This is a genomic window from Ornithinimicrobium sp. INDO-MA30-4 (assembly GCF_021535045.1).
Lineage (GTDB): Bacteria > Actinomycetota > Actinomycetes > Actinomycetales > Dermatophilaceae > Ornithinicoccus.
Genome location: NZ_CP091056.1, coordinates 54,633 through 72,268, shown reverse-complemented (window position 1 = coordinate 72,268; position 17,636 = coordinate 54,633). Strand labels below are relative to the sequence as shown.

Sequence of the window (17,636 nt, the reverse complement as noted above, 5' to 3'; positions counted from 1 at the left end):
CAATGTGACCAAGTCATTCGGCCACAACGAGGTGCTCAAGGGCATCGACTTGAGTGTCGACACTGGCGAGGTCGTGTGCTTGTTGGGGCCCTCGGGCTCCGGCAAGACCACCTTTTTGCGGTGCATCAACCAGCTCGAGACGATTCAGGGTGGCCGTATTTGGGTCGACCAGGATCTGATGGGCTACAAGGACCGTGGCGGCAAGTTGTATCGCCTGAACGACAAAGAGATCGCGGCCCAGCGTCGTGAGATCGGCATGGTCTTTCAGAAGTTCAACCTCTTCCCACATGACGGTGCTGGAGAACATCTGCGAAGCACCCATCCGGGTGAAGGGCCGCAAGAAGGCCGAGGTCCAGGACGACGCTCGCGCGCTGCTGGCTCGGGTCGGACTGGGCGACAAAGCCAACGCATACCCGAACGAGCTCTCTGGTGGCCAGCAACAGCGGGTAGCCATTGCCCGGGCGCTGGCGATGAAGCCTAAGCTCATGCTCTTTGATGAGCCGACGTCTGCGCTTGACCCTGAGCTAGTCGGTGAAGTGCTGTCGGTGATGCGCGACCTGGCCAACGAGGGCATGACAATGGTGGTGGTGACCCACGAGATGCAATTCGCGAACGAGGTTGCCGACCACGTGGTCTTCATGGCTGACGGTTATGTCGTGGAGAGCGGCCCACCGGAACAAGTGCTCGGCAACCCTCAGCAAGAACGCACCAAGGACTTCTTGCGCATGGTCAAGGACGACGAAGACTGACCTCGTCGATGCCTGACTCAAGACCGCCGCGACGCCAGCGGGGCAACTGCCCTTTGGCGTCGCGGTTGTGCATGGTGCCTCCATGCTCCCCACGTATGCCGAAGGCGACCGTTTGCTGGTCCGCTACGGGGCGACAGTGAGCCCGGGCGATGTCGTGATCGCTCAACTGCCGCACGCCCCGTCAGGCAAGCGCCCGTTGGGCGTCAAACGCCTCGCGCGCTGGGAATGGGGCAAAGCGTGGCTGGCCTCTGACAACCCAGAACAGGGCACCGACTCTTCTGTGTTCGGCGCGCTACTGCCTGAGAACATCATCGGCAAAGTCGTGCTGCGACTCCCCCGCAAGAAGTCAGAAGCCTAGGGTCGCCAACTCCCGCTGGGCAGCATCAGTCGCCCAGCGGGCACCGACTCCGCGCACTTTCACCATGCGAGTCTGGTCTGGGCCATCCACGTCAGGCCTAGCCAAAATCACTTCAAGCCGGTGCTCTGCCACGTGCTCGACCAGGCCAGCGCCCCACTCCACGATAGTGACGGCCTCCTCGACAGCTGTGTCGAGGTCGAGGTCATCCAACTCAATCTCATTGCCAAGCCGATAGGCATCCACGTGGATCAGCCAGGGCCTACCCCCAGCGGTGGATGCTCCCGAGCAATCACGAAGGTCGGCGATGTGATCGGGCCCCGGACATCCAGTCCGATGGCTATCCCCTGGGTCAAGGTGGTTTTACCCGCCCCCAAGTCGCCGGTGAGCACCACGAGATCACCTGCCTGCAACACCTGGCCCAACCGCTGACCCCAGGCGTGGGTCGCCTCAGGATCAGACAGCACAACAGTCAACGGCTCAGGGTTCATGAAACCGATTGTCGCAAACCAACCTTGGGGATGCCCGCAGCGGCCGGCGGTCAATAATCTTGCGTGGCACGGCAGGTTTCGCGACCGCCAGACCGCCTTGCGCCCGCGCCAACAGTCTGAGCAGTTCTTCGTTCAAGATCTCCGGGTGCTCCAGCGCGATGATGTGGCCAGCCGCTGCGACCCGTACCAACTCAGCATGGGGCAAGTGCGCCGAGAGCGCCTCGCTGTGCCAAGGCGGGGTGAGCACGTCTTCTTCACCCACCAAGATCAGCGCTGGGACGTCGGCCAACACCTCGATCGATGCCTTCTCGTCGTGCACCTTCAACGCGTCGGCAAAGCCAGGCAATATCGCCAGATCGGTCTCCATCAGCATTTGGGCGTTCAGCGCCAATTCGGCCTCGGGCACCAAGGAGCCGTAGGCGGACATCCCATACAACGGGCGCTCGAGCGGCCCACACACCTGATGGAAGCGCCGGACGAAGGCTTGATGAGGCACAAAGTCGTCACTAGCGCCGTCAGGCCCCTTGCCAGAAGCGCTCCCCCGCGCTCTCCCAAGCCCCAATTGACCTTGTCGAGATCGCCAGCACTGGTGCTGATCAGACCTACTCCAACGATCCGCTGAGCAAACTCCTCCAGATGGCTCCCGGCATACGCCATCACGGTCATGCCACCCATTGAGTGGCCGATCAGCACAATCGGTCCATGCGGGATCATCTCGCTGATCAGCAGTGCGAGGTCATCGCCCAACCCCTTGATCGAGTATGCGTGGGACTCGGCCGCCGTGGACCGCCCATGGCCGCGTTGGTCCCAGAGCACGACTCGATAGCCAGCCTCGACCAGCGCGTCAGCCTGATAGTGCCAATAGCGGTGGTCAAGGGCATAGCCGTGGGCCAGGACAACCGTAGGCGAGCCCTCAAGCCGCTGCGTGGGCGACCGATCGATCACGAAGAGTTCGACGCCATCATGTGCCTCGACCCGATGCTGCTCAGTCCTCATTTAACCGATCATCGCTGATGGCATTTTCGAGATAGACACGGGGTAGGTGTGGGCCAAACCGCGTGACGATCTCATAGCTAATCGTGTCGATCGTCGCAGCCCAATCTTGAGCCGTCGGCTCGCCCGCGTCGCCCGCGCCAAAGAGCACGACTTCGTCACCGCAGACCACATCAAGATCGCCCGCATCAATCACGATCTGATCCATGCAGACCCGGCCCGCGATTCGACGCCGCTGCCCGGCGACCAGCACGTCGGTCTTGCTGCTGGCATGCCGTGGCACCCCATCGCCATAGCCGAGCGGGACATTGAGCAATGTTGTGTCTTGGGCGCAGGTGTAGCTGTAGCCATAGGAAACGCCCTGGCCGGCGGGCACTCGCTTCACGTTAGACACCCGAGCAATCACCCGCATTGCCGGGCGCAGACCGTAGTCGGCGCTGCTATGCAGGTCAGGCGCCGGGCTCAGGCCATACATCGCCAGGCCGACTCGGACCATGTCCCAGCGGGCATGCGGCAACTCCAGCGCGGCGGCAGAGTTAGCCATGTGCCTGATCTCGATGCCGAGACCGGCGTCGTCGGCCAGCGCCACCGCAGCCACGAAGGCTTCGTGCTGGGCGGAGACGCTGGGGTGGGTTGGCTCATCAGCAGCCGCGAAGTGCGAAAAGATGCCGCGCACGTTGATCGAGCCTGCCTGTTGGGCCGCAGCGGCGTGGTCGACCAGTTCAGCAAAATCCGTGCGTCCCTCCCCGGGCTAAAGGCTCCGTTACGCCCCAATCCAGTGTCGACCTTCAGGTGCACGTTAGCCGTGACTCCCAGCGATTGCGCGGCAGCGATCACCGCATCGAGCGCCCAGTCGGTCGAGACGCCGAGGTCGATATCAGCCTCAAGCGCTGGCGCGAAGTCCACGCCAGGGGCATGCAACCAACACAACAACGGAGTCGGTATGCCGGCAGCCCGGATCGCGAGTGCCTCGCTGAGTTGAGCGGTGGCTAGCCAATCGGCGCCAGCGGCGACAGCCGCCCGAGCAACGGGGATGAGGCCATGTCCGTAGGCATCTGCTTTCACGACACATCATCTTGGCGTCACCAACGGCAGCCCTGAGCCTGCGCACGTTGGCCGCGATAGCGCCCAAGTCGACCTCAACCCAGGCAGGATGCACAGCAGGCGAATACTCTGCCCGCTGCGACCCTGGCGCGGCATCGATGGGGTTAGGCACGATCGCGCAGACCCGCCTGAACCACCGCCAGCTGCTCCATCAAGGAGTCACCTGGCAACCCTGGCGCCTCATCGCTTTGCATGACCGCAATGATTCGCTCGCCAACTCCGGTCGTGCTCATCCCCATCGCTTCACCGGCCAGCCCCGGCAACTCAGCGAGAACCGCCGCAGTGGCCCGCTCAATGGCCGCTGCCGCCTTGCCCTCGCCGAGCGTGGAGAGCAGCAACGCCAGGGAAAGAGCCGCACCGGCCGGGTTGGCCCAGCCCTTGCCTGCGATATCGGGCGCTGAGCCGTGGATGGGCTCAAACATGCTGGTCGCAGAGCCATCAATGTTGAGGTTTCCGCTGGAGGCAACTCCCAAACCGCCCTGCACCACAGCACCGAGGTCGGTCACGATGTCGCCAAACAGGTTGTCGGTCACCACGACGTCAAAGCGCTCCGGGCTCACCGGCAGGTGCATGCACATGGCATCAACGTGCACGTAGTCCTGCTCAACATCGGGGTAGCGCTCCCCGACGACGCGCATGGCTTCGAGCCACAACGCGCCAGCCTGGACCAAGACGTTGGTTTTGTGGCACAGCGTGACCTTCTTGCGTCGTTGCTGCGCGAGGCGGAAGGCAAAATCGACAGCCCGCTCCACGCCATACCAGGTGTTAATGGACTCTTGGGTCGCCACAGCGGCCGTGGTGCCACGGTGCACGGTGCTGCCAGTGCCGACGTAGGCGCCTTCGGTGTTTTCCCGCACGATCACCATGTCGCAGCGCTGCGGCGTCAGACCAGCGATAGGGGTTGGCACACCTGGGTAGAGACGCACCGGGCGCAGGTTGATCGCCTGACGCATCGAGCCACGCAGAGCCAAGATGATGCCGCGCTCCAGCACGCCGGGCGTCACCTTGGGACTGCCGATCGCGCCAAACATGATGGCGTCGCTGCTCGTCAACGTCTCGATGGCTTCTTCGGTGAGCAGGTTGCCGGTTTCGAGGAAGTGGTCCGCGCCCAGAGGGACTTCGGTGCGCATGGTGCTGAAGCCAAACTGCTCTTCCGCGGCGTCGAGGATAGACAGGGCCACCGCGGTGACTTCGGGGCCAACACCATCGCCGGGGATCACAGCCAGGTTGTGGTTCTTCATCGGGTTGCAGCACTCCTTGACGTCACGTCACAAAGGGGGATTAGAGTTGAGGAACATCGTCGCAGGTCTACCAGGAGAGGTCGATGGGCAACACTCTTGCAGAAAAGTTGTGGCAATCCCACGTAGTTCGACAGGTCGAGGGAGAGCCCGACCTCCTTTATATCGACCTTCATCTCGTGCACGAAGTCACGAGCCCGCAGGCCTTTGAGGGTTTGCGGACCGCTGGTCGCCCCGTTCGGCGGCCCGACCTCACCGTGGCAACCGAAGACCACAACGTCCCCACCACGCTCGGTCCCGTGACCGACCTGGTCAGTCGCACCCAACTTGAGGCGCTCAAGGCCAACTGCAAAGAGTTCGGCATCGTGCACCACGAACGCGGCAACTTGGGCCAAGGCATCGTGCACGTCATCGGCCCAGAGTTGGGTCTGACCCAGCCGGGCATGACCATCGTCTGCGGCGACAGCCACACGTCCACTCACGGAGCATTCGGCGCGCTCGCGTTTGGCATCGGCACCAGCGAGGTCGAGCATGTGTTGGCCACCCAGACGCTGCCGCTCAAGCCATTCAAGACGATGGCGATCAACGTCAATGGCACGTTGACCCCAGGTGTTTCGTCCAAGGACATCATCCTGGCCGTGATCAACAAGATCGGCACCGGCGGCGGTCAGGGCTATGTCATTGAATACCGCGGCAGCGCCATCGAGTCGTTGAGCATGGAAGGCCGGATGACGATCTGCAATATGTCGATCGAGGCTGGCGCCCGCGCTGGCATGGTGGCGCCGGATCAGACCACCTTGACTACGTGCAGGGCCGCCCGCACGCTCCGACCGGGGCTGATTGCGACGCTGCCGTCGAGGCTTGGACCGCGCTGCGCACTGATGATGACGCGGTCTTTGACGCCGAAGTCGACATCGACGCCGACTCACTCACGCCGTTTGTCACCTGGGGCACCAACCCTGGGCAGTCGGTGCCACTGGGTGAATCGGTGCCCGACCCCGACAGCTTTGGCGACGAGGACGACAAGGGCGCCGCTAGTCGAGCCCTCGAATACATGGGTCTGACCGCTGGCACCCCCATGCGTGACCTGGACATCGATGTGGTGTTCCTCGGCTCGTGCACCAATGGCCGGATCGAAGACTTGCGCATTGCCGCGGGCATCTTGGAGGGTCAGCGCTTGGCGGACGGGCTGCAGATGCTGATCGTTCCTGGCTCGCATGCTGTGCGCCTGCAAGCTCAAGACGAAGGCCTCGACAAGATCTTCCTCGACGCTGGCGCCGAGTGGCGATTGGCTGGTTGCTCTATGTGTTTGGGCATGAATCCTGACCAGTTGAAGCCTGAGCAGCGTTGTGCCTCCACCTCGAACCGCAACTTTGAGGGCCGCCAGGGCGCCAAGTCGCGCACCCACCTGGTCTCCCCGAGGTCGCTGCGGCAACCGCTATCCGTGGCACCTTGTCCAGCCCCGCAGACCTGATGGAAGGAGCCAAGTGATGGAGGCTTTCTCGACACACACTGGCATCGGCGTGCCCATTCGGCGCAGCAACATCGACACCGACCAGATCATCCCCGCTTCCTACCTCAAGCGGGTTAGCCGCACCGGCTTCGAGGATGGCCTCTTCGCCCGGTGGCGGGAAAACGCCGACTTCGTCCTCAACCAGCCACCGTATGCCGCTGGCTCGGTTTTGGTGACAGGCCCAGACTTTGGCACTGGCTCTAGCCGCGAGCACGCCGTGTGGGCGCTGCAGCAATACGGCTTTCGCGTGGTGATCTCGGCTCGGTTCGGCGACATCTTCCGAGGCAACTCGGGCAAGGCCGGTCTGCTCTGCGCGCAGGTCAGCCACGATGATGCCGAGTTGCTGTTGAAGTATCTTGAGAGTGAGCCTGGCGCTGAGGTTTCGGTCGACTTGGCCGCTCGGCAGATTGTGGCTGGTGGCGATATCGTGACCACGTTCGAGATCGACGAATACACCGCGTGGCGCCTGCAGAACGGCCTCGATGACATCTCGCTGACGATGCAAAACGATGCAGACATCGCGGCCTACGAAGGCGCGCGCCCGGCATACAAGCCGGTTGTTCGTGACGTGAAGCCGGTCGTTCCCACCCAGGCTTGATCCACTTTTGCACGACCCGTCGCGACATCTCTACATCCTGTAGGGGTGTTGCGGCGGGGCAACATGGGCTAGGCTCACCGACGATGAAGTCACTTCTGCTCCTCCTCGGTTGCCGCAGCGAGACCTCTTAGGTCCGGCCCTCGCTGCGGAGTTCGTGTTGCCACCGGGCACACCACCTGAAACAGCGAGGATGAACGTTGACTGCAAAGCCCAACCCCCAGCAAACCAGCGCAATGCCCTTTGAGCGTTACGCCCCTTCGCCCCCGTCGATCTGCCCGATCGCACCTGGCCGGCCAAAGAAATCACCAAGGCTCCCCGCTGGTGTGCCGTTGACCTACGCGATGGCAACCAGGCGCTGATCGACCCGATGACGTCGGACCGCAAGCGTCGGATGTTCGAGTTGCTCGTCAAGATGGGCTACAAGGAGATCGAGGTTGGTTTCCCATCGGCTAGCCAGACCGACTTTGACTTTGTCCGGATGCTGATCGAAGAAGACCTGATCCCCGACGATGTCGTCATTCAGGTCCTGACCCAGGCGCGTGAGCACCTGATCCAGCGGACCTACGAGTCGATCGAAGGCGCCAAGCAGGCCATCGTGCACCTCTACAACTCCACCTCTACTCTGCAGCGTCGCGTGGTGTTCAACACCGACATGGACGGCATTGTGGATATCGCCACTCAGGGTGCGCGGTTGTGCAAGAAGTTTGAAGAGCAGATGACCAGTGACACCGACGTCTACTACGAGTACTCCCCCGAGTCCTACACCGGCACGGAGTTGGAGTTCGCTGCTCGCGTCTGCAACGAGGTCAACGAGATCTTGAAGCCGACTGCCGAGCGCCCCGTCATCATCAACTTGCCCGCCACCGTCGAGATGGCCACACCCAACGTCTACGCCGACTCGATTGAGTGGATGAGTCGCAACCTCAACAACCGCGAGCACGTCGTGCTGTCGCTGCACCCGCACAATGACCGCGGCACTGGTGTTGCGGCTGCTGAGTTGGGCTACATGGCTGGGGCTGACCGCATCGAGGGTTGCTTGTTCGGCAATGGCGAGCGCACCGGCAATGTCTGCCTGGTGACCCTAGGCTTGAACCTGTTTAGCCAGGGCATCGACCCACAGATCAACTTCTCTGACATTGACGACGTTCGCCGCACTGTTGAGCACTGCAACCAACTGCCGGTCGCCGAGCGCCACCCCTATGGCGGCGACTTGGTGTTTACCGCCTTCTCCGGCTCCCACCAAGACGCCATCAAGAAGGGCTTGGATCGGATGGAGTCCGACGCTTCCGAGGCGGGCAGTGCAATCGACGACTTCCGCTGGGAAGTGCCCTATCTGCCCATTGACCCCAAGGATGTCGGTCGCTCCTACGAGGCCGTGATCCGAGTTAATAGCCAGTCCGGCAAGGGCGGTGTCGCCTACATCATGCGCACTGAGCACAAGTTGGACCTGCCGCGCCGTCTGCAGATCGAGTTCAGTCGTGTCGTGCAGGGCAAGACCGATGGCGAGGGTGGCGAAATGTCGGCCGCCGCAATCTGGGCGGCTTTCGAGAGTGAATACCTGGTGCCGACTACGCCGGTGCGGCTGCTCTCGGTGGACACCCGGACCGCTCCCAACGGCGACGATGAGATCACGGCAACGGTTATCGCCGATGGCACCGAGCAAAAGATCTCTGGCACCGGCAATGGCCCAATCGCGGCCTATGTGAAGGCCCTGGCGACGCTGGGGCACGACGTGCGGGTGTTGGACTATGCCGAGCACGCACTCTCCAGCGGTGATGACGCGGTTGCTGCTGCCTATGTCGAATGCGCGATCGAGGGCGAAGTCCGCTGGGGTGTGGCGATTGATGCCAACATCACGACCGCGTCGCTGAAAGCCATCACCAGCGCCCTCAACCGCAGCTAGCCCTCACTGCTCAGAATCCGCCGTCCGAGAGCAGGTCAGCCACAGCACCAGGTATGGCGTGTGCCACCGTGAGCGCTCGCACCGGCCCGCCAGGGTTGGCTCGGTGGGCCGCCTGCCCGTGCACCATCGCTGCGACAGCGCCGACGTCGCGCATCGGCAAGCCAGCCGCAGCCAAGGCGCCACACAGGCCAGCCAGAACGTCTCCAGCGCCAGCCGTCGCCAACCACGGCGGAGCATCGTCTTGCATCCGCATGTCATCCGGGGCATCCGGGCTAGCGATCAGCGTTTGGGCCCCCTTGAGCAGCACGGTGGCACCCGTGAGGTCGGCCATCCGCTGGGCCATCCCCATACGATCGGCTTCGACTGAGGCTCGGACAACGCGATCCCCGGTCCACCGCGTCAACAACTCCGCTAGCTCCCCAGCGTGCGGGGTCAGGAGCGTGGCAGCAGAGCGATGCCGCCTCAGCAGGCTTAAGGCTCCAGCATCAACCACACAGGGTGTTTGAGAGTAGCGCCTCGTCAAGGGCACTCATCTGTGCTCGACCCGCCTTGGTCCGATCGGCCGGATCGATGCCGGGGCCCAGGACCCATGCCTGCACCTGACCGGCGCCTGGCACAACCTCCGGCGTTGCGCGAAGCACCAAGTTAGTTGGTGTTTCTGAGCCGACATATCGCACCATGCCAGCACCTGACTCCACGGCGGCGACACAGCTCAAGACTGCAGCGCCGGGGTAGGCCTCACAGCCCGCAATAATCCCGAGTACGCCCCTGGTGTATTTGTGATCACTAGCCCCAGGGACTGGCCAGAGCTCTGCCGCGGCCGCAGAATCTAACGTCGGAAGGCCAGCGAGATCTAAAGCCATATCATCGCTAAACACGAGTCAGCCCGAAGTGCGGCTCCGGTGGTAGGTCAACGGCGATGGGGTCGCCTGGCCGCACGGCACCGCCACGGGCAACCACGCCCATGACTCCAGCCAACCGCATAACCTCACCCGATTCGGTCTTGACGATCAATTGGTTGAGCAGACCTGGGGAAAAGTTATTGATTTGTTGGCACGGATTCCGCAGGCCAGTGATGATGATGTCGGCGTCACCGATCGTTAAGTGAGACCCCACCGGCAGCCCCAGAAGGTCGATCCCGGTGGTGGTGATGTTCTCGCCCAAGTTCCCGGCAGCGACGGTGAAACCGGCATCAGCTAGCACGTCGAACAGTTCACGGTGCAGCAAGTGCACTTGGCGAAGATTTGGCTGGCGCGGGTCATGGGAGCGGCCCAGGTGCACAGAATCAACGGTTGCGGTCATCGCGTCAGCCTTCAGCAATCACAACGGCTGAAGCCACCCCAGCATCGTGCGAGAGCGACAGGTGAAACGACGCCACGCCCAATTCTTCGGCACGGGCTGCGACGGTGCCGGACACCTCCAGTGAGGTCGCCCGTCATCATTACGGACAACGGTCGCATCCTGCCAATGCAGCCCCACCGGAGCACCCAGGCTCTTGGCTAGCGCTTCTTTGGCGGCGAAGCGGGCCGCCATCGACTCGGGCCGCAACTCTCGCTCGCCAGGGGTAAATAACCGCAAGGCGAGGCGAGGGTTGCGCAACATTCGCTCTTCAAATCGGGCGATGTTGACGACGTCGATGCCGACCCCGATGATCACTCGACAGTGACCGACTTCGCGAGGTTACGAGGCTGGTCAACATCCAGCCCCTTGGCCGAGGACAACTGCAGCGAGAAGTATTGCAACGGCACAACGGTCAGCAACGGAGCCAACAACTGCGAGGTCGCCGGGATGCGAATGACCTCGTCAGCGAAGGGCACCACGTCGTCATCGCCCTCTTCAGCGATCACCAGTGTGCGGCCCCACGGGCCCGGATCTCCTGGATGTTGGAGACAACCTTGCCGTGCAGACCGTTCTCGGCAGAAGGCGAGGGGACGACGATAAACACCGGCTGGCCAGGCTCGATCAGCGCGATAGGACCGTGCTTCAGCTCGCCAGCAGCGAAGCCTTCAGCGTGGATATAGGCCAACTCCTTGAGCTTCAAGGCACCTTCCATCGCGATCGGGAAGCCAACGTGACGACCAAGGAACAACACCGAGCGGGTGTCAGCCATGAAGTAGGCGATCTCCTTGACGCGAGCCAGGTTGCCCAGCAGGTCCGACATCTTGGCCGGGATGCCATGCAGTTCTTCGAGCACCTCGGCAGCGTTGCGGCCAAACGAGCCGCCACGCAGTTGAGCGAGGTAGAGCCCCAGGATGTAGCTGGCGGTGATCTGTGCGACAAAGGCCTTGGTTGAGGCAACGGCGATCTCGGGACCAGCATGGGTGTAGAGGACAGCGTCCGACTCACGCGGGATCGTCGATCCGTGAGTGTTGCAGATGGAAAGGGTGCGAGCGCCCAGTTCCTTCGCGTGCCGCACGGCCATCAGGGTGTCAGCGGTCTCACCGGACTGGGAGATCGAGACCACCAGGGTGTTCTCGTCGATCACCGGGTCGCGGTAGCGGAACTCGTGGGCCAACTCGACCTCGACGGGGATCCGCGTCCACCGCTCAATGGCGTACTTGGCGACCATCCCGGCATACGCTGCGGTGCCACAGGCCACGATGACAATCTTGGAGATGCCACGCAGGTCCTGCTCAGTGATGCTCATTTCGTCCAGGACCAACTGGCCATTTTCGTCGGTGCGACCCAACAGGGTGTCGCGCACGGCGTGTGGCTGGTCGTGGATTTCCTTCTCCATGAACGTGTCGTAGCCATCCTTCTCGGCGGCTGCAGCATCCCAGGTGACGTCGTAGGCCTTGCCCTCGCTTGGCGTGCCGTCGAAGTTGATGACGTCGCACGAGTCGGGCGTGATAGTGACGATCTGGTCTTGGCCCAGCTCAAGAGCCTTGCGGGTGTGTCCGATGAAGGCGGCCACATCAGAACCCATGAAGTTTTCGCCGTCGCCCAGGCCGACCACCAACGGTGAGTTGCGGCGGGCAGCGACCACCGTGTTTGGCGCGTCTGCGTGCACAGCCAACAGAGTGAAGGCACCTTCAAGAGTGCCCACGACATCCTGCATGGCACGAGTGAGGTCGCCTGAATCCGCGTATGCGCTGGCGACGAGGTGCGCAACGACCTCGGTGTCGGTCTCAGACGTGAACTCCACGCCGTCAGCCAGCAAGCTCTGACGCAGAGAGTGGAAGTTCTCGATGATGCCGTTGTGCACGAGGGCCAACTTGCCCTCGGTGCCACCCCGGTGTGGGTGAGCATTAGCGTTGGTCGGCCCACCGTGGGTCGCCCAGCGAGTGTGACCAATAGCGGTGGCGCTGTCTGCCGGGGGTTCTCGGCGAGCGCTTCGCGCAAATTAGTCAGTTTGCCTGCACGTTTGGCTGTGGCGACTCGGTCGTCGTCAACCAGGGCAACGCCAGCGGAGTCGTATCCGCGGTACTCCAGTCGCCCAAGCCCTTCCATGACAACCTCAAGAGCTTTGCCCGAGGTATTTGGCCCCACATATCCAACGATTCCACACATCCCGCAAGGATAGTCGGTCAGCACAAATCCGTCCGCATCCGAAGGGCTCGAATCGTGGTGATCTTGCAGACAAGGCACAATGTGCTCCATGTCCGCCTCCGGTCACCCGCTACCTTCCCCTATGTCGAGATGGATCGGCAAGCCTGGGCCGCGCTGCGTGAGCAAACTCCGATGCACTTGACCGCCGAAGATGTGGTGCGGCTGCGCGGATTGGGTGATCGACTCGATATGGCGGAAGTTGAAGAGGTCTATCTGCCGTTGACGCGATTGCTTTCTTTCTATGAAGAAGGCACCGCCGGCTTGCACCGAGTGACGAGTAATTTCCTCGGGGAGCGACCAGAGCGCACACCTTTCATCATCGGCGTGGCCGGCTCAGTCGCCGTCGGCAAGTCAACGACAGCCCGCATTTTGAAGGAACTCATTTCACGGTGGGACTCCAAGCCCAAGGTTGAACTGGTCACCACTGATGGCTTCCTCTTCCCCAACCGGATCCTGGCCGCTCGCAATTTGATGGCGCGCAAGGGATTCCCCGAGTCCTACGACGTGCGGTCGTTGCAACGATTTGTTGCCGAGGTCAAGGCTGGCAAGCCGGCTGTCAAAGCACCGGTCTATTCACACCTGACCTACGACATCATCCCCGGCGAACACCTCGCGGTCGATCGCCCCGATGTCCTCATCGTCGAGGGCTTGAACGTCTTGCAGCCGCCTCGTCGACGCGAGGACGGTCGCCCTGGGATGGCAGTGAGCGACTTCTTCGACTTTTCGGTCTATGTCGATGCCCACGTCGACGACATCAAACGGTGGTACATCGATCGATTCCTCAGCCTGCGGGAAACGGCCTTCAGCCAGCCCGAATCGCACTTCCGCCGGTATGCCACGTTGGACGACGAGGCTGCGATCGACATCGCGGAAAACATCTGGGAAGCGATTAACGCTCCTAACCTGCGGGAGAACATTCAGCCCACCCGCGGCCGGGCCACGTTGATCCTATCCAAGGGCGCGGCCCACTCTGTGCAGCGGGTTCGCTTGCGCCGCCTTTAAGGCAACCCGGCCTCCAACACCTGACCCACTCTTGGGCGCACACTAGGGGCATGACCTACGAACCGCAGTCAGCGCCAGCCACTCGCATCGAAAAGGACTCGATGGGCGAGATCGAAGTCCCCGCGGATGCGCTATATGCCGCCCAAACGGCCCGAGCCGTGGTGAACTTCCCGATTTCTGGTCAGCGGGTCCCCACCCCGATTGTCCAAGCCTTGGCCAGGATCAAACAGCACGCGGCCCAGGTCAACGCCGACCTGGGAGTCATCGATGGCCCCGTCGGAGCAGCAATCACGGCGGCTGCCAAGGAAGTTGTCGCCGGAGACCACGACGAGCACTTCCCGATCGACGTCTACCAAACGGGATCAGGCACCTCGACCAACATGAACGTCAACGAGGTCGTGGCCCGATTGGCCAGTGACGCCAGCGGCCTTGCCATCCACCCCAACGATCACGTCAACGCTGGCCAGTCGAGCAATGACACGTTCCCGACGGCACTTCGCGTCGTCGCGCTCCAGCTGCTCGCCGAGCAGACCGAGCCCGGATTGGCCGCGTTGGAAGAGTCGCTCAGAGCCAAATCCGTCGAGTTCGCCGACGTCGTCAAGGCCGGCCGCACCCACTTGATGGATGCGGTGCCCGTCACGTTGGGTCAAGAATTTGGCGGGTATGCGCGTCAGATTGCGCTGGGACGCAAACGCCTGGCTGACGCTGCACAAGATGTTGCCGAGTTGCCCTGGGTGGCACAGCAACCGGCACTGGACTCAACGCCCACCTGGACTTTGCGCCACGGGTCATCTCAGCTCTGGCTGACGACCTCGGCCTGCCTTTCACCGAGGCAGTCGACCACTTTGAGGCTCAGTCAGCGCAGGATTGCCTCGTTGCCCTCTCGGGCGCGCTCAAGGTCATCGCTGTCTCGCTGACCAAGCTCTGCAACGACCTGCGCTGGATGGGCTCTGGCCCCCGTGCCGGTCTGGGCGAATTGGCCCTTCCAGAACTGCAACCTGGCTCGAGCATCATGCCCGGCAAGGTCAACCCGGTGATCCCAGAAGCAACGCTGATGGCTTGCGCACGCGTCATGGGCAATGACACCACGATGACCATTGCTGGCGCGTCAGGTTCATTTGAACTCAACGTGATGCTGCCCGTCATGGGACAAACGATCGTGGAGTCCCTCACCCTGATCGGCAATACCTCACGCGTCATGGCCGACAAGGTGATCGCCGGCCTCAGCGCCAACGTCGAGCACAATGAGCAACTGGCCATGAGTTCGTCAGCCATTGTGACGGCCATCAATTCCTTCATTGGGTATGAGGCGGCCGGCGCCGTCGCGAAGGAAGCACTGCGGGAGAAGAAAACGATCCGGGAGACAGTAATCTCCCGCGGCCATGTGGCGGCCGGGGAGATTACCGAAGAAGAACTAGATGCCGCGCTTGACGTGCTATCTATGGCACGTGCTGGGCGAAGCTAAGCGTTAGCGGCTCAGTACCAGCCAACGGACTGCGAGTGCGACCATGCAGCGCAGGGCGAACCGTAGCGCTCGTTGATGTAGCCCAAGCCCCAGGAGATCTGAGTAGCCGGGTTGGTCAAGTAGTCGCCACCGGCGCTAGCCATCTTGCTGGCTGGCAGGGACTGCGGGATGCCGTAGGCACCCGAGGACGGATTCTTAGCCGTGTGGTTCCAGCCCGATTCCTTGGTCCACAGGGAGTCCAAGCAGCTGAACTGGTCGCCGCTCCAGCCATAGCTGCTGAGCATGCCAGCGGCGATGTCCCTAGAGCTGCCCGACGGGGCAGACGTAACCGGCGCGGGTGCGGCCGCCTCGGTCGGCTCAGAAGAGCTGGACGAGGATGACGAGCTCGACGACGAAGAAGAGCTAGACGATGATGAGTTGGACGAAGAGCTCGTCTCGGCTGGCGCGGCGGCCTGCTGGGCTGCTGCCTCTTCGGCGGCGGCCTGCTCGGCAGCCTCTTGAGCGGCGGCCTCTTCAGCTGCTGCTTCCTCGGCGGCGGCCTCTTCAGCTGCGGCTTCTTCGGCTGCGACCTTCGCGGCCCGCTCTTCGGCGATGCGCTCCGACTCTTCGCCAGCCTGCTCCAGGCTGGCGGTGACAGCGGCTTCGCCGATCTGCACCGAGTTGGCCTGGCCGAGGCCAGTCTCAAGGCGGTCACTGGAACGGCTTGCGCCGGCCTCGCTGCCAGTGACTCGCACCGAGTCAATCGCGACAGTCGACAGCGCCGACTCATCAAGCGAAGCGGTCAGCTGCTCAGCGCGCTCTTCGTCACTCATGCTGCCACCGGCGACACCGGCTAGCGCAACGGAACCCAGGGTGATCGCTGCGGTCACCAAGTGGCCGGGCTGCGGAAAACCTTGCGGGCACGGTGACGGCCGTTGTCGCGACCGGACTCGTCAGTGTCAAGCGTGACGACATCTGCAGTCTTGGACTCGGGCAGGAACGCGTTGGACATTAAGCCTCCAGAGTGTGCGCACCAGTTGTGCGCGGTAGCGGTTGAGCGTTACCAATTTGTGATCTAAGAAGACCATAGCCATGCCCGACACGGACGGGCAACTCAAATTGGCCTCTCGTGGCCAAGGTCACATGCCTTGCGACCAGCCTAAATATCGACTTACGTCACTCCAGTAACTCTGTTACCAGGGCTGCAATCGCACTCCGCTCGCTGCGATGCAACGTGACGTGGGCGAACAGGGGTTTCCCTTCAGCGCTTCGATCACGGCTGCAACGCCGTCGTGACGGCCGACCCGAAGGTTATCGCGCTGCGCCACATCATGAGTCAGCACGACTCGAGACGACTGCCCGATCCGAGACAACACGGTGAGCAAGACGTTGCGCTCCAGCGACTGCGCCTCATCCACGATGACAAAAGAATCGTGCAGGGACCGCCCACGGATATGCGTCAGCGGCAAGACCTCTAAGAGACCCCGCTGAATGACCTCTTCAATAACTGTCGGCCCGACCACGGAGCCGAGGGTGTCAAAGACAGCCTGCGCCCACGGGCCCATCTTGTCGTTCTCACTGCCCGGCAGATATCCCAACTCTTGGCCCCCGACGGCATACAGCGGTCGAAAGACGACCACCTTGCGGTGTTGCCGGCGTTCCAGCACTGCCTCCAGCCCCGCACACAGAGCCAAGGCACTCTTGCCCGTGCCTGCCCGGCCACCCAAACTCACAATCCCCACGCTCGGGTCAAGCAGAGTGTCGATGGCGATCCGCTGCTCCGCGGATCGCCCGTGCAGCCCGAAGGCCTCACGGTCGCCTCGAACCAGGCGCACCACGCCGTCTGAGTTGATGCGGCCTAACGCGCTGCCTCCTGGCGCAAAGACGGTCACTCCGGTGTTGCACGGCATCTGCTCAGCGTTGGGGTGCGCCAACGACCCGTCGTGATAGAGCGAGGACATCTCTTCGTCCGTCACATCGAGGTTGGCCATCCCTGTCCATCCAGAGTCAACAGCCAATTCGGCGCGATACTCCTGGGCGTCTAGCCCTAGCGCCGACGCCTTCACCCGAAGCGGCAAGTCCTTACTCACGACGCTGACCGAGCAACCCTCGGCTGCAAGGTTGGCTGCCACTGCAAGGATTCTGGTGTCGTTGTCGCTCAGCCGAAATCCTGCGGGTAGAGCCGACGGGTCAGTGTGATTGAGCTCAACCCGCAGCGTTCCATCCGACTCCCCCACGGGGATGGGCTCACTCAGCGTGCCGTATTCAACGCGCAGTTCGTCCAGGAGGCTCAGCGCTAGCCGAGCAAAGTAGCCCAACTCCGGGTGATGCCGCTTGTCTTCCAACTCAGTGATGCCCACGATCGGCAAAACCACGGCATGCTCGGCGAACCGGAACATAGCGCGCGGATCGGACAAGAGAACCGAGGTATCCACCACATACGTCCGGAAATCCGTCGAACGACTTTCACCTCCCAGCGTCAGATCGTCGGCGCGCGCAGACTGCTGGGTCAGGTCGGTCATCGAAGCTCCCTAGGCGAGTGCATTGAGTTCCATCGCTCTCACCGTAGATCGCCTCAGGGCGGCTGCCGCGCTCGAAACAGCGCGTAGCGAGAGATGTCATCTGCCCGAAGCTGAGTGTTCAGCAACTCCCGTCACTTGTGTCTCACGCGACACAAAACTCCGCCACAGGCGGCTG

General features: G+C 62.5%; 13 protein-coding genes and 8 pseudogenes. 7 read left to right on the top strand and 14 right to left on the bottom strand.

From position 1 onward, the window contains the following. Positions 1 to 73: 73 nt before the first annotated feature. Positions 74 to 749: pseudogene (locus tag L0A91_RS00375) on the top strand (amino acid ABC transporter ATP-binding protein). 82 nt (positions 750 to 831) lie between these two features. After that, positions 832 to 1,107: a S24 family peptidase gene (locus L0A91_RS00370; RefSeq protein ID WP_235245398.1), complete on the top strand. Its 276-nt coding sequence runs from the start codon at positions 832 to 834 to the stop codon at positions 1,105 to 1,107. On the opposite strand, the pseudogene tsaE reads toward L0A91_RS00370, so the two are convergent. From tsaE to L0A91_RS00345, 6 genes and pseudogenes are all read right to left on the bottom strand, one after another. Continuing rightward, a pseudogene (tsaE, locus tag L0A91_RS00365) lies at positions 1,096 to 1,595 on the bottom strand (tRNA (adenosine(37)-N6)-threonylcarbamoyltransferase complex ATPase subunit type 1 TsaE). The gene L0A91_RS00370 and the pseudogene tsaE sit on opposite strands and share 12 nt — an antisense overlap. Continuing rightward, positions 1,585 to 2,001: an alpha/beta fold hydrolase gene (locus L0A91_RS00360; protein ID WP_235245396.1), complete on the bottom strand. Its 417-nt coding sequence runs from the start codon at positions 1,999 to 2,001 to the stop codon at positions 1,585 to 1,587. Before L0A91_RS00360 ends, tsaE begins: the two are co-directional and overlap by 11 nt. Beyond that, positions 1,977 to 2,540, bottom strand: a complete 564-nt coding sequence (locus tag L0A91_RS00355) for an alpha/beta fold hydrolase (RefSeq protein WP_311197902.1) — start codon at positions 2,538 to 2,540, stop codon at positions 1,977 to 1,979. The genes L0A91_RS00360 and L0A91_RS00355 overlap by 25 nt, the downstream gene beginning before the upstream one ends. Before the next feature lie 40 nt (positions 2,541 to 2,580). Continuing rightward, positions 2,581 to 3,264, bottom strand: coding sequence for an alanine racemase (alr, locus tag L0A91_RS17900; RefSeq protein WP_311197901.1), 684 nt, complete (start codon positions 3,262 to 3,264; stop codon positions 2,581 to 2,583). Between the two features lie 131 nt (positions 3,265 to 3,395). Next, a pseudogene (locus tag L0A91_RS17895) lies at positions 3,396 to 3,653 on the bottom strand (alanine racemase); the annotation flags it as partial. A 143-nt stretch (positions 3,654 to 3,796) separates the two neighbouring features. Further along, the gene (locus tag L0A91_RS00345) at positions 3,797 to 4,933 is read right to left on the bottom strand and encodes a 3-isopropylmalate dehydrogenase (protein ID WP_235245395.1); all 1,137 of its coding nucleotides are present in this window, start codon (positions 4,931 to 4,933) and stop codon (positions 3,797 to 3,799) included. An 83-nt stretch (positions 4,934 to 5,016) separates the two neighbouring features. On the opposite strand from L0A91_RS00345, the pseudogene leuC reads away from it, so the two are divergent. The 3 genes and pseudogenes from leuC to leuA all read left to right on the top strand — a co-directional run bounded on the left by leuC (position 5,017) and on the right by leuA (position 8,944). Then, a pseudogene (leuC, locus tag L0A91_RS00340) lies at positions 5,017 to 6,421 on the top strand (3-isopropylmalate dehydratase large subunit). Beyond that, a complete protein-coding gene (leuD, locus tag L0A91_RS00335; RefSeq protein ID WP_235245394.1) occupies positions 6,421 to 7,041 on the top strand; it encodes a 3-isopropylmalate dehydratase small subunit in 621 nt (206 codons plus the stop codon). The pseudogene leuC and the gene leuD overlap by 1 nt, the downstream one beginning before the upstream one ends. 233 nt (positions 7,042 to 7,274) lie before the next feature. Then, a pseudogene (gene leuA / locus L0A91_RS00330) lies at positions 7,275 to 8,944 on the top strand (2-isopropylmalate synthase). 10 nt (positions 8,945 to 8,954) lie between these two features. On the opposite strand, the gene L0A91_RS17060 reads toward leuA, so the two are convergent. The 5 genes and pseudogenes from L0A91_RS17060 to glmS form a co-directional block, all read right to left on the bottom strand. Next, positions 8,955 to 9,437 carry an NAD(P)H-hydrate dehydratase gene (locus tag L0A91_RS17060; RefSeq protein WP_260115255.1) on the bottom strand — a complete coding sequence of 161 codons (483 nt, stop codon included), beginning with the start codon at positions 9,435 to 9,437 and terminating at the stop codon, positions 8,955 to 8,957. Further along, complete coding sequence (locus L0A91_RS17055; RefSeq protein WP_260115254.1) at positions 9,430 to 9,822, bottom strand: NAD(P)H-hydrate dehydratase; 393 nt, start codon at positions 9,820 to 9,822, stop codon at positions 9,430 to 9,432. Before L0A91_RS17055 ends, L0A91_RS17060 begins: the two co-directional genes overlap by 8 nt. Continuing rightward, a complete protein-coding gene (locus tag L0A91_RS00320) occupies positions 9,815 to 10,246 on the bottom strand; it encodes an MOSC domain-containing protein (RefSeq protein WP_235245393.1) in 432 nt (143 codons plus the stop codon). The genes L0A91_RS17055 and L0A91_RS00320 overlap by 8 nt, the downstream gene beginning before the upstream one ends. A 4-nt stretch (positions 10,247 to 10,250) precedes the next feature. Then, positions 10,251 to 10,600, bottom strand: a pseudogene (locus L0A91_RS00315) (holo-ACP synthase). Then, positions 10,597 to 12,454: pseudogene (gene glmS / locus L0A91_RS00310) on the bottom strand (glutamine--fructose-6-phosphate transaminase (isomerizing)). The pseudogenes L0A91_RS00315 and glmS overlap by 4 nt, the downstream one beginning before the upstream one ends. A 129-nt stretch (positions 12,455 to 12,583) precedes the next feature. Between glmS and coaA the strand changes: the two are divergent. Both coaA and L0A91_RS00300 read left to right on the top strand, forming a co-directional pair. After that, positions 12,584 to 13,495 carry a type I pantothenate kinase gene (gene coaA, locus L0A91_RS00305; RefSeq protein ID WP_235246666.1) on the top strand — a complete coding sequence of 304 codons (912 nt, stop codon included), beginning with the start codon at positions 12,584 to 12,586 and terminating at the stop codon, positions 13,493 to 13,495. 50 nt (positions 13,496 to 13,545) lie between these two features. Then, a pseudogene (locus L0A91_RS00300) lies at positions 13,546 to 14,960 on the top strand (class II fumarate hydratase). Between the two features lie 11 nt (positions 14,961 to 14,971). On the opposite strand, the gene L0A91_RS00295 reads toward L0A91_RS00300, so the two are convergent. From L0A91_RS00295 to L0A91_RS00290, 3 genes are all read right to left on the bottom strand, one after another. After that, a complete protein-coding gene (locus tag L0A91_RS00295; protein WP_235245392.1) occupies positions 14,972 to 15,829 on the bottom strand; it encodes a lytic transglycosylase domain-containing protein in 858 nt (285 codons plus the stop codon). Then, positions 15,826 to 15,951, bottom strand: a complete 126-nt coding sequence (locus L0A91_RS17050) for a hypothetical protein (RefSeq protein ID WP_260115253.1) — start codon at positions 15,949 to 15,951, stop codon at positions 15,826 to 15,828. The genes L0A91_RS00295 and L0A91_RS17050 overlap by 4 nt, the downstream gene beginning before the upstream one ends. A 181-nt stretch (positions 15,952 to 16,132) precedes the next feature. Further along, positions 16,133 to 17,461 carry a PhoH family protein gene (locus L0A91_RS00290; protein ID WP_397333758.1) on the bottom strand — a complete coding sequence of 443 codons (1,329 nt, stop codon included), beginning with the start codon at positions 17,459 to 17,461 and terminating at the stop codon, positions 16,133 to 16,135. Positions 17,462 to 17,636 lie beyond the last annotated feature (175 nt).

Excerpts from the sequence above, each read along its gene's own strand:
- L0A91_RS00370 (WP_235245398.1), top strand. The coding sequence starts at position 832 with ATGCTCCCCACGTATGCCGAAGGCGACCGTTTGCTGGTCCGCTACGGG.
- L0A91_RS00345 (WP_235245395.1), bottom strand. The coding sequence starts at position 4,933 with ATGAAGAACCACAACCTGGCTGTGATCCCCGGCGATGGTGTTGGCCCC.
- leuD (WP_235245394.1), top strand. The coding sequence starts at position 6,421 with ATGGAGGCTTTCTCGACACACACTGGCATCGGCGTGCCCATTCGGCGC.
- L0A91_RS00320 (WP_235245393.1), bottom strand. The coding sequence starts at position 10,246 with ATGACCGCAACCGTTGATTCTGTGCACCTGGGCCGCTCCCATGACCCG.
- coaA (WP_235246666.1), top strand. The coding sequence starts at position 12,584 with ATGGATCGGCAAGCCTGGGCCGCGCTGCGTGAGCAAACTCCGATGCAC.
- L0A91_RS17050 (WP_260115253.1), bottom strand. The coding sequence starts at position 15,951 with ATGTCCAACGCGTTCCTGCCCGAGTCCAAGACTGCAGATGTCGTCACG.
- L0A91_RS00290 (WP_397333758.1), bottom strand. The coding sequence starts at position 17,461 with ATGACCGACCTGACCCAGCAGTCTGCGCGCGCCGACGATCTGACGCTG.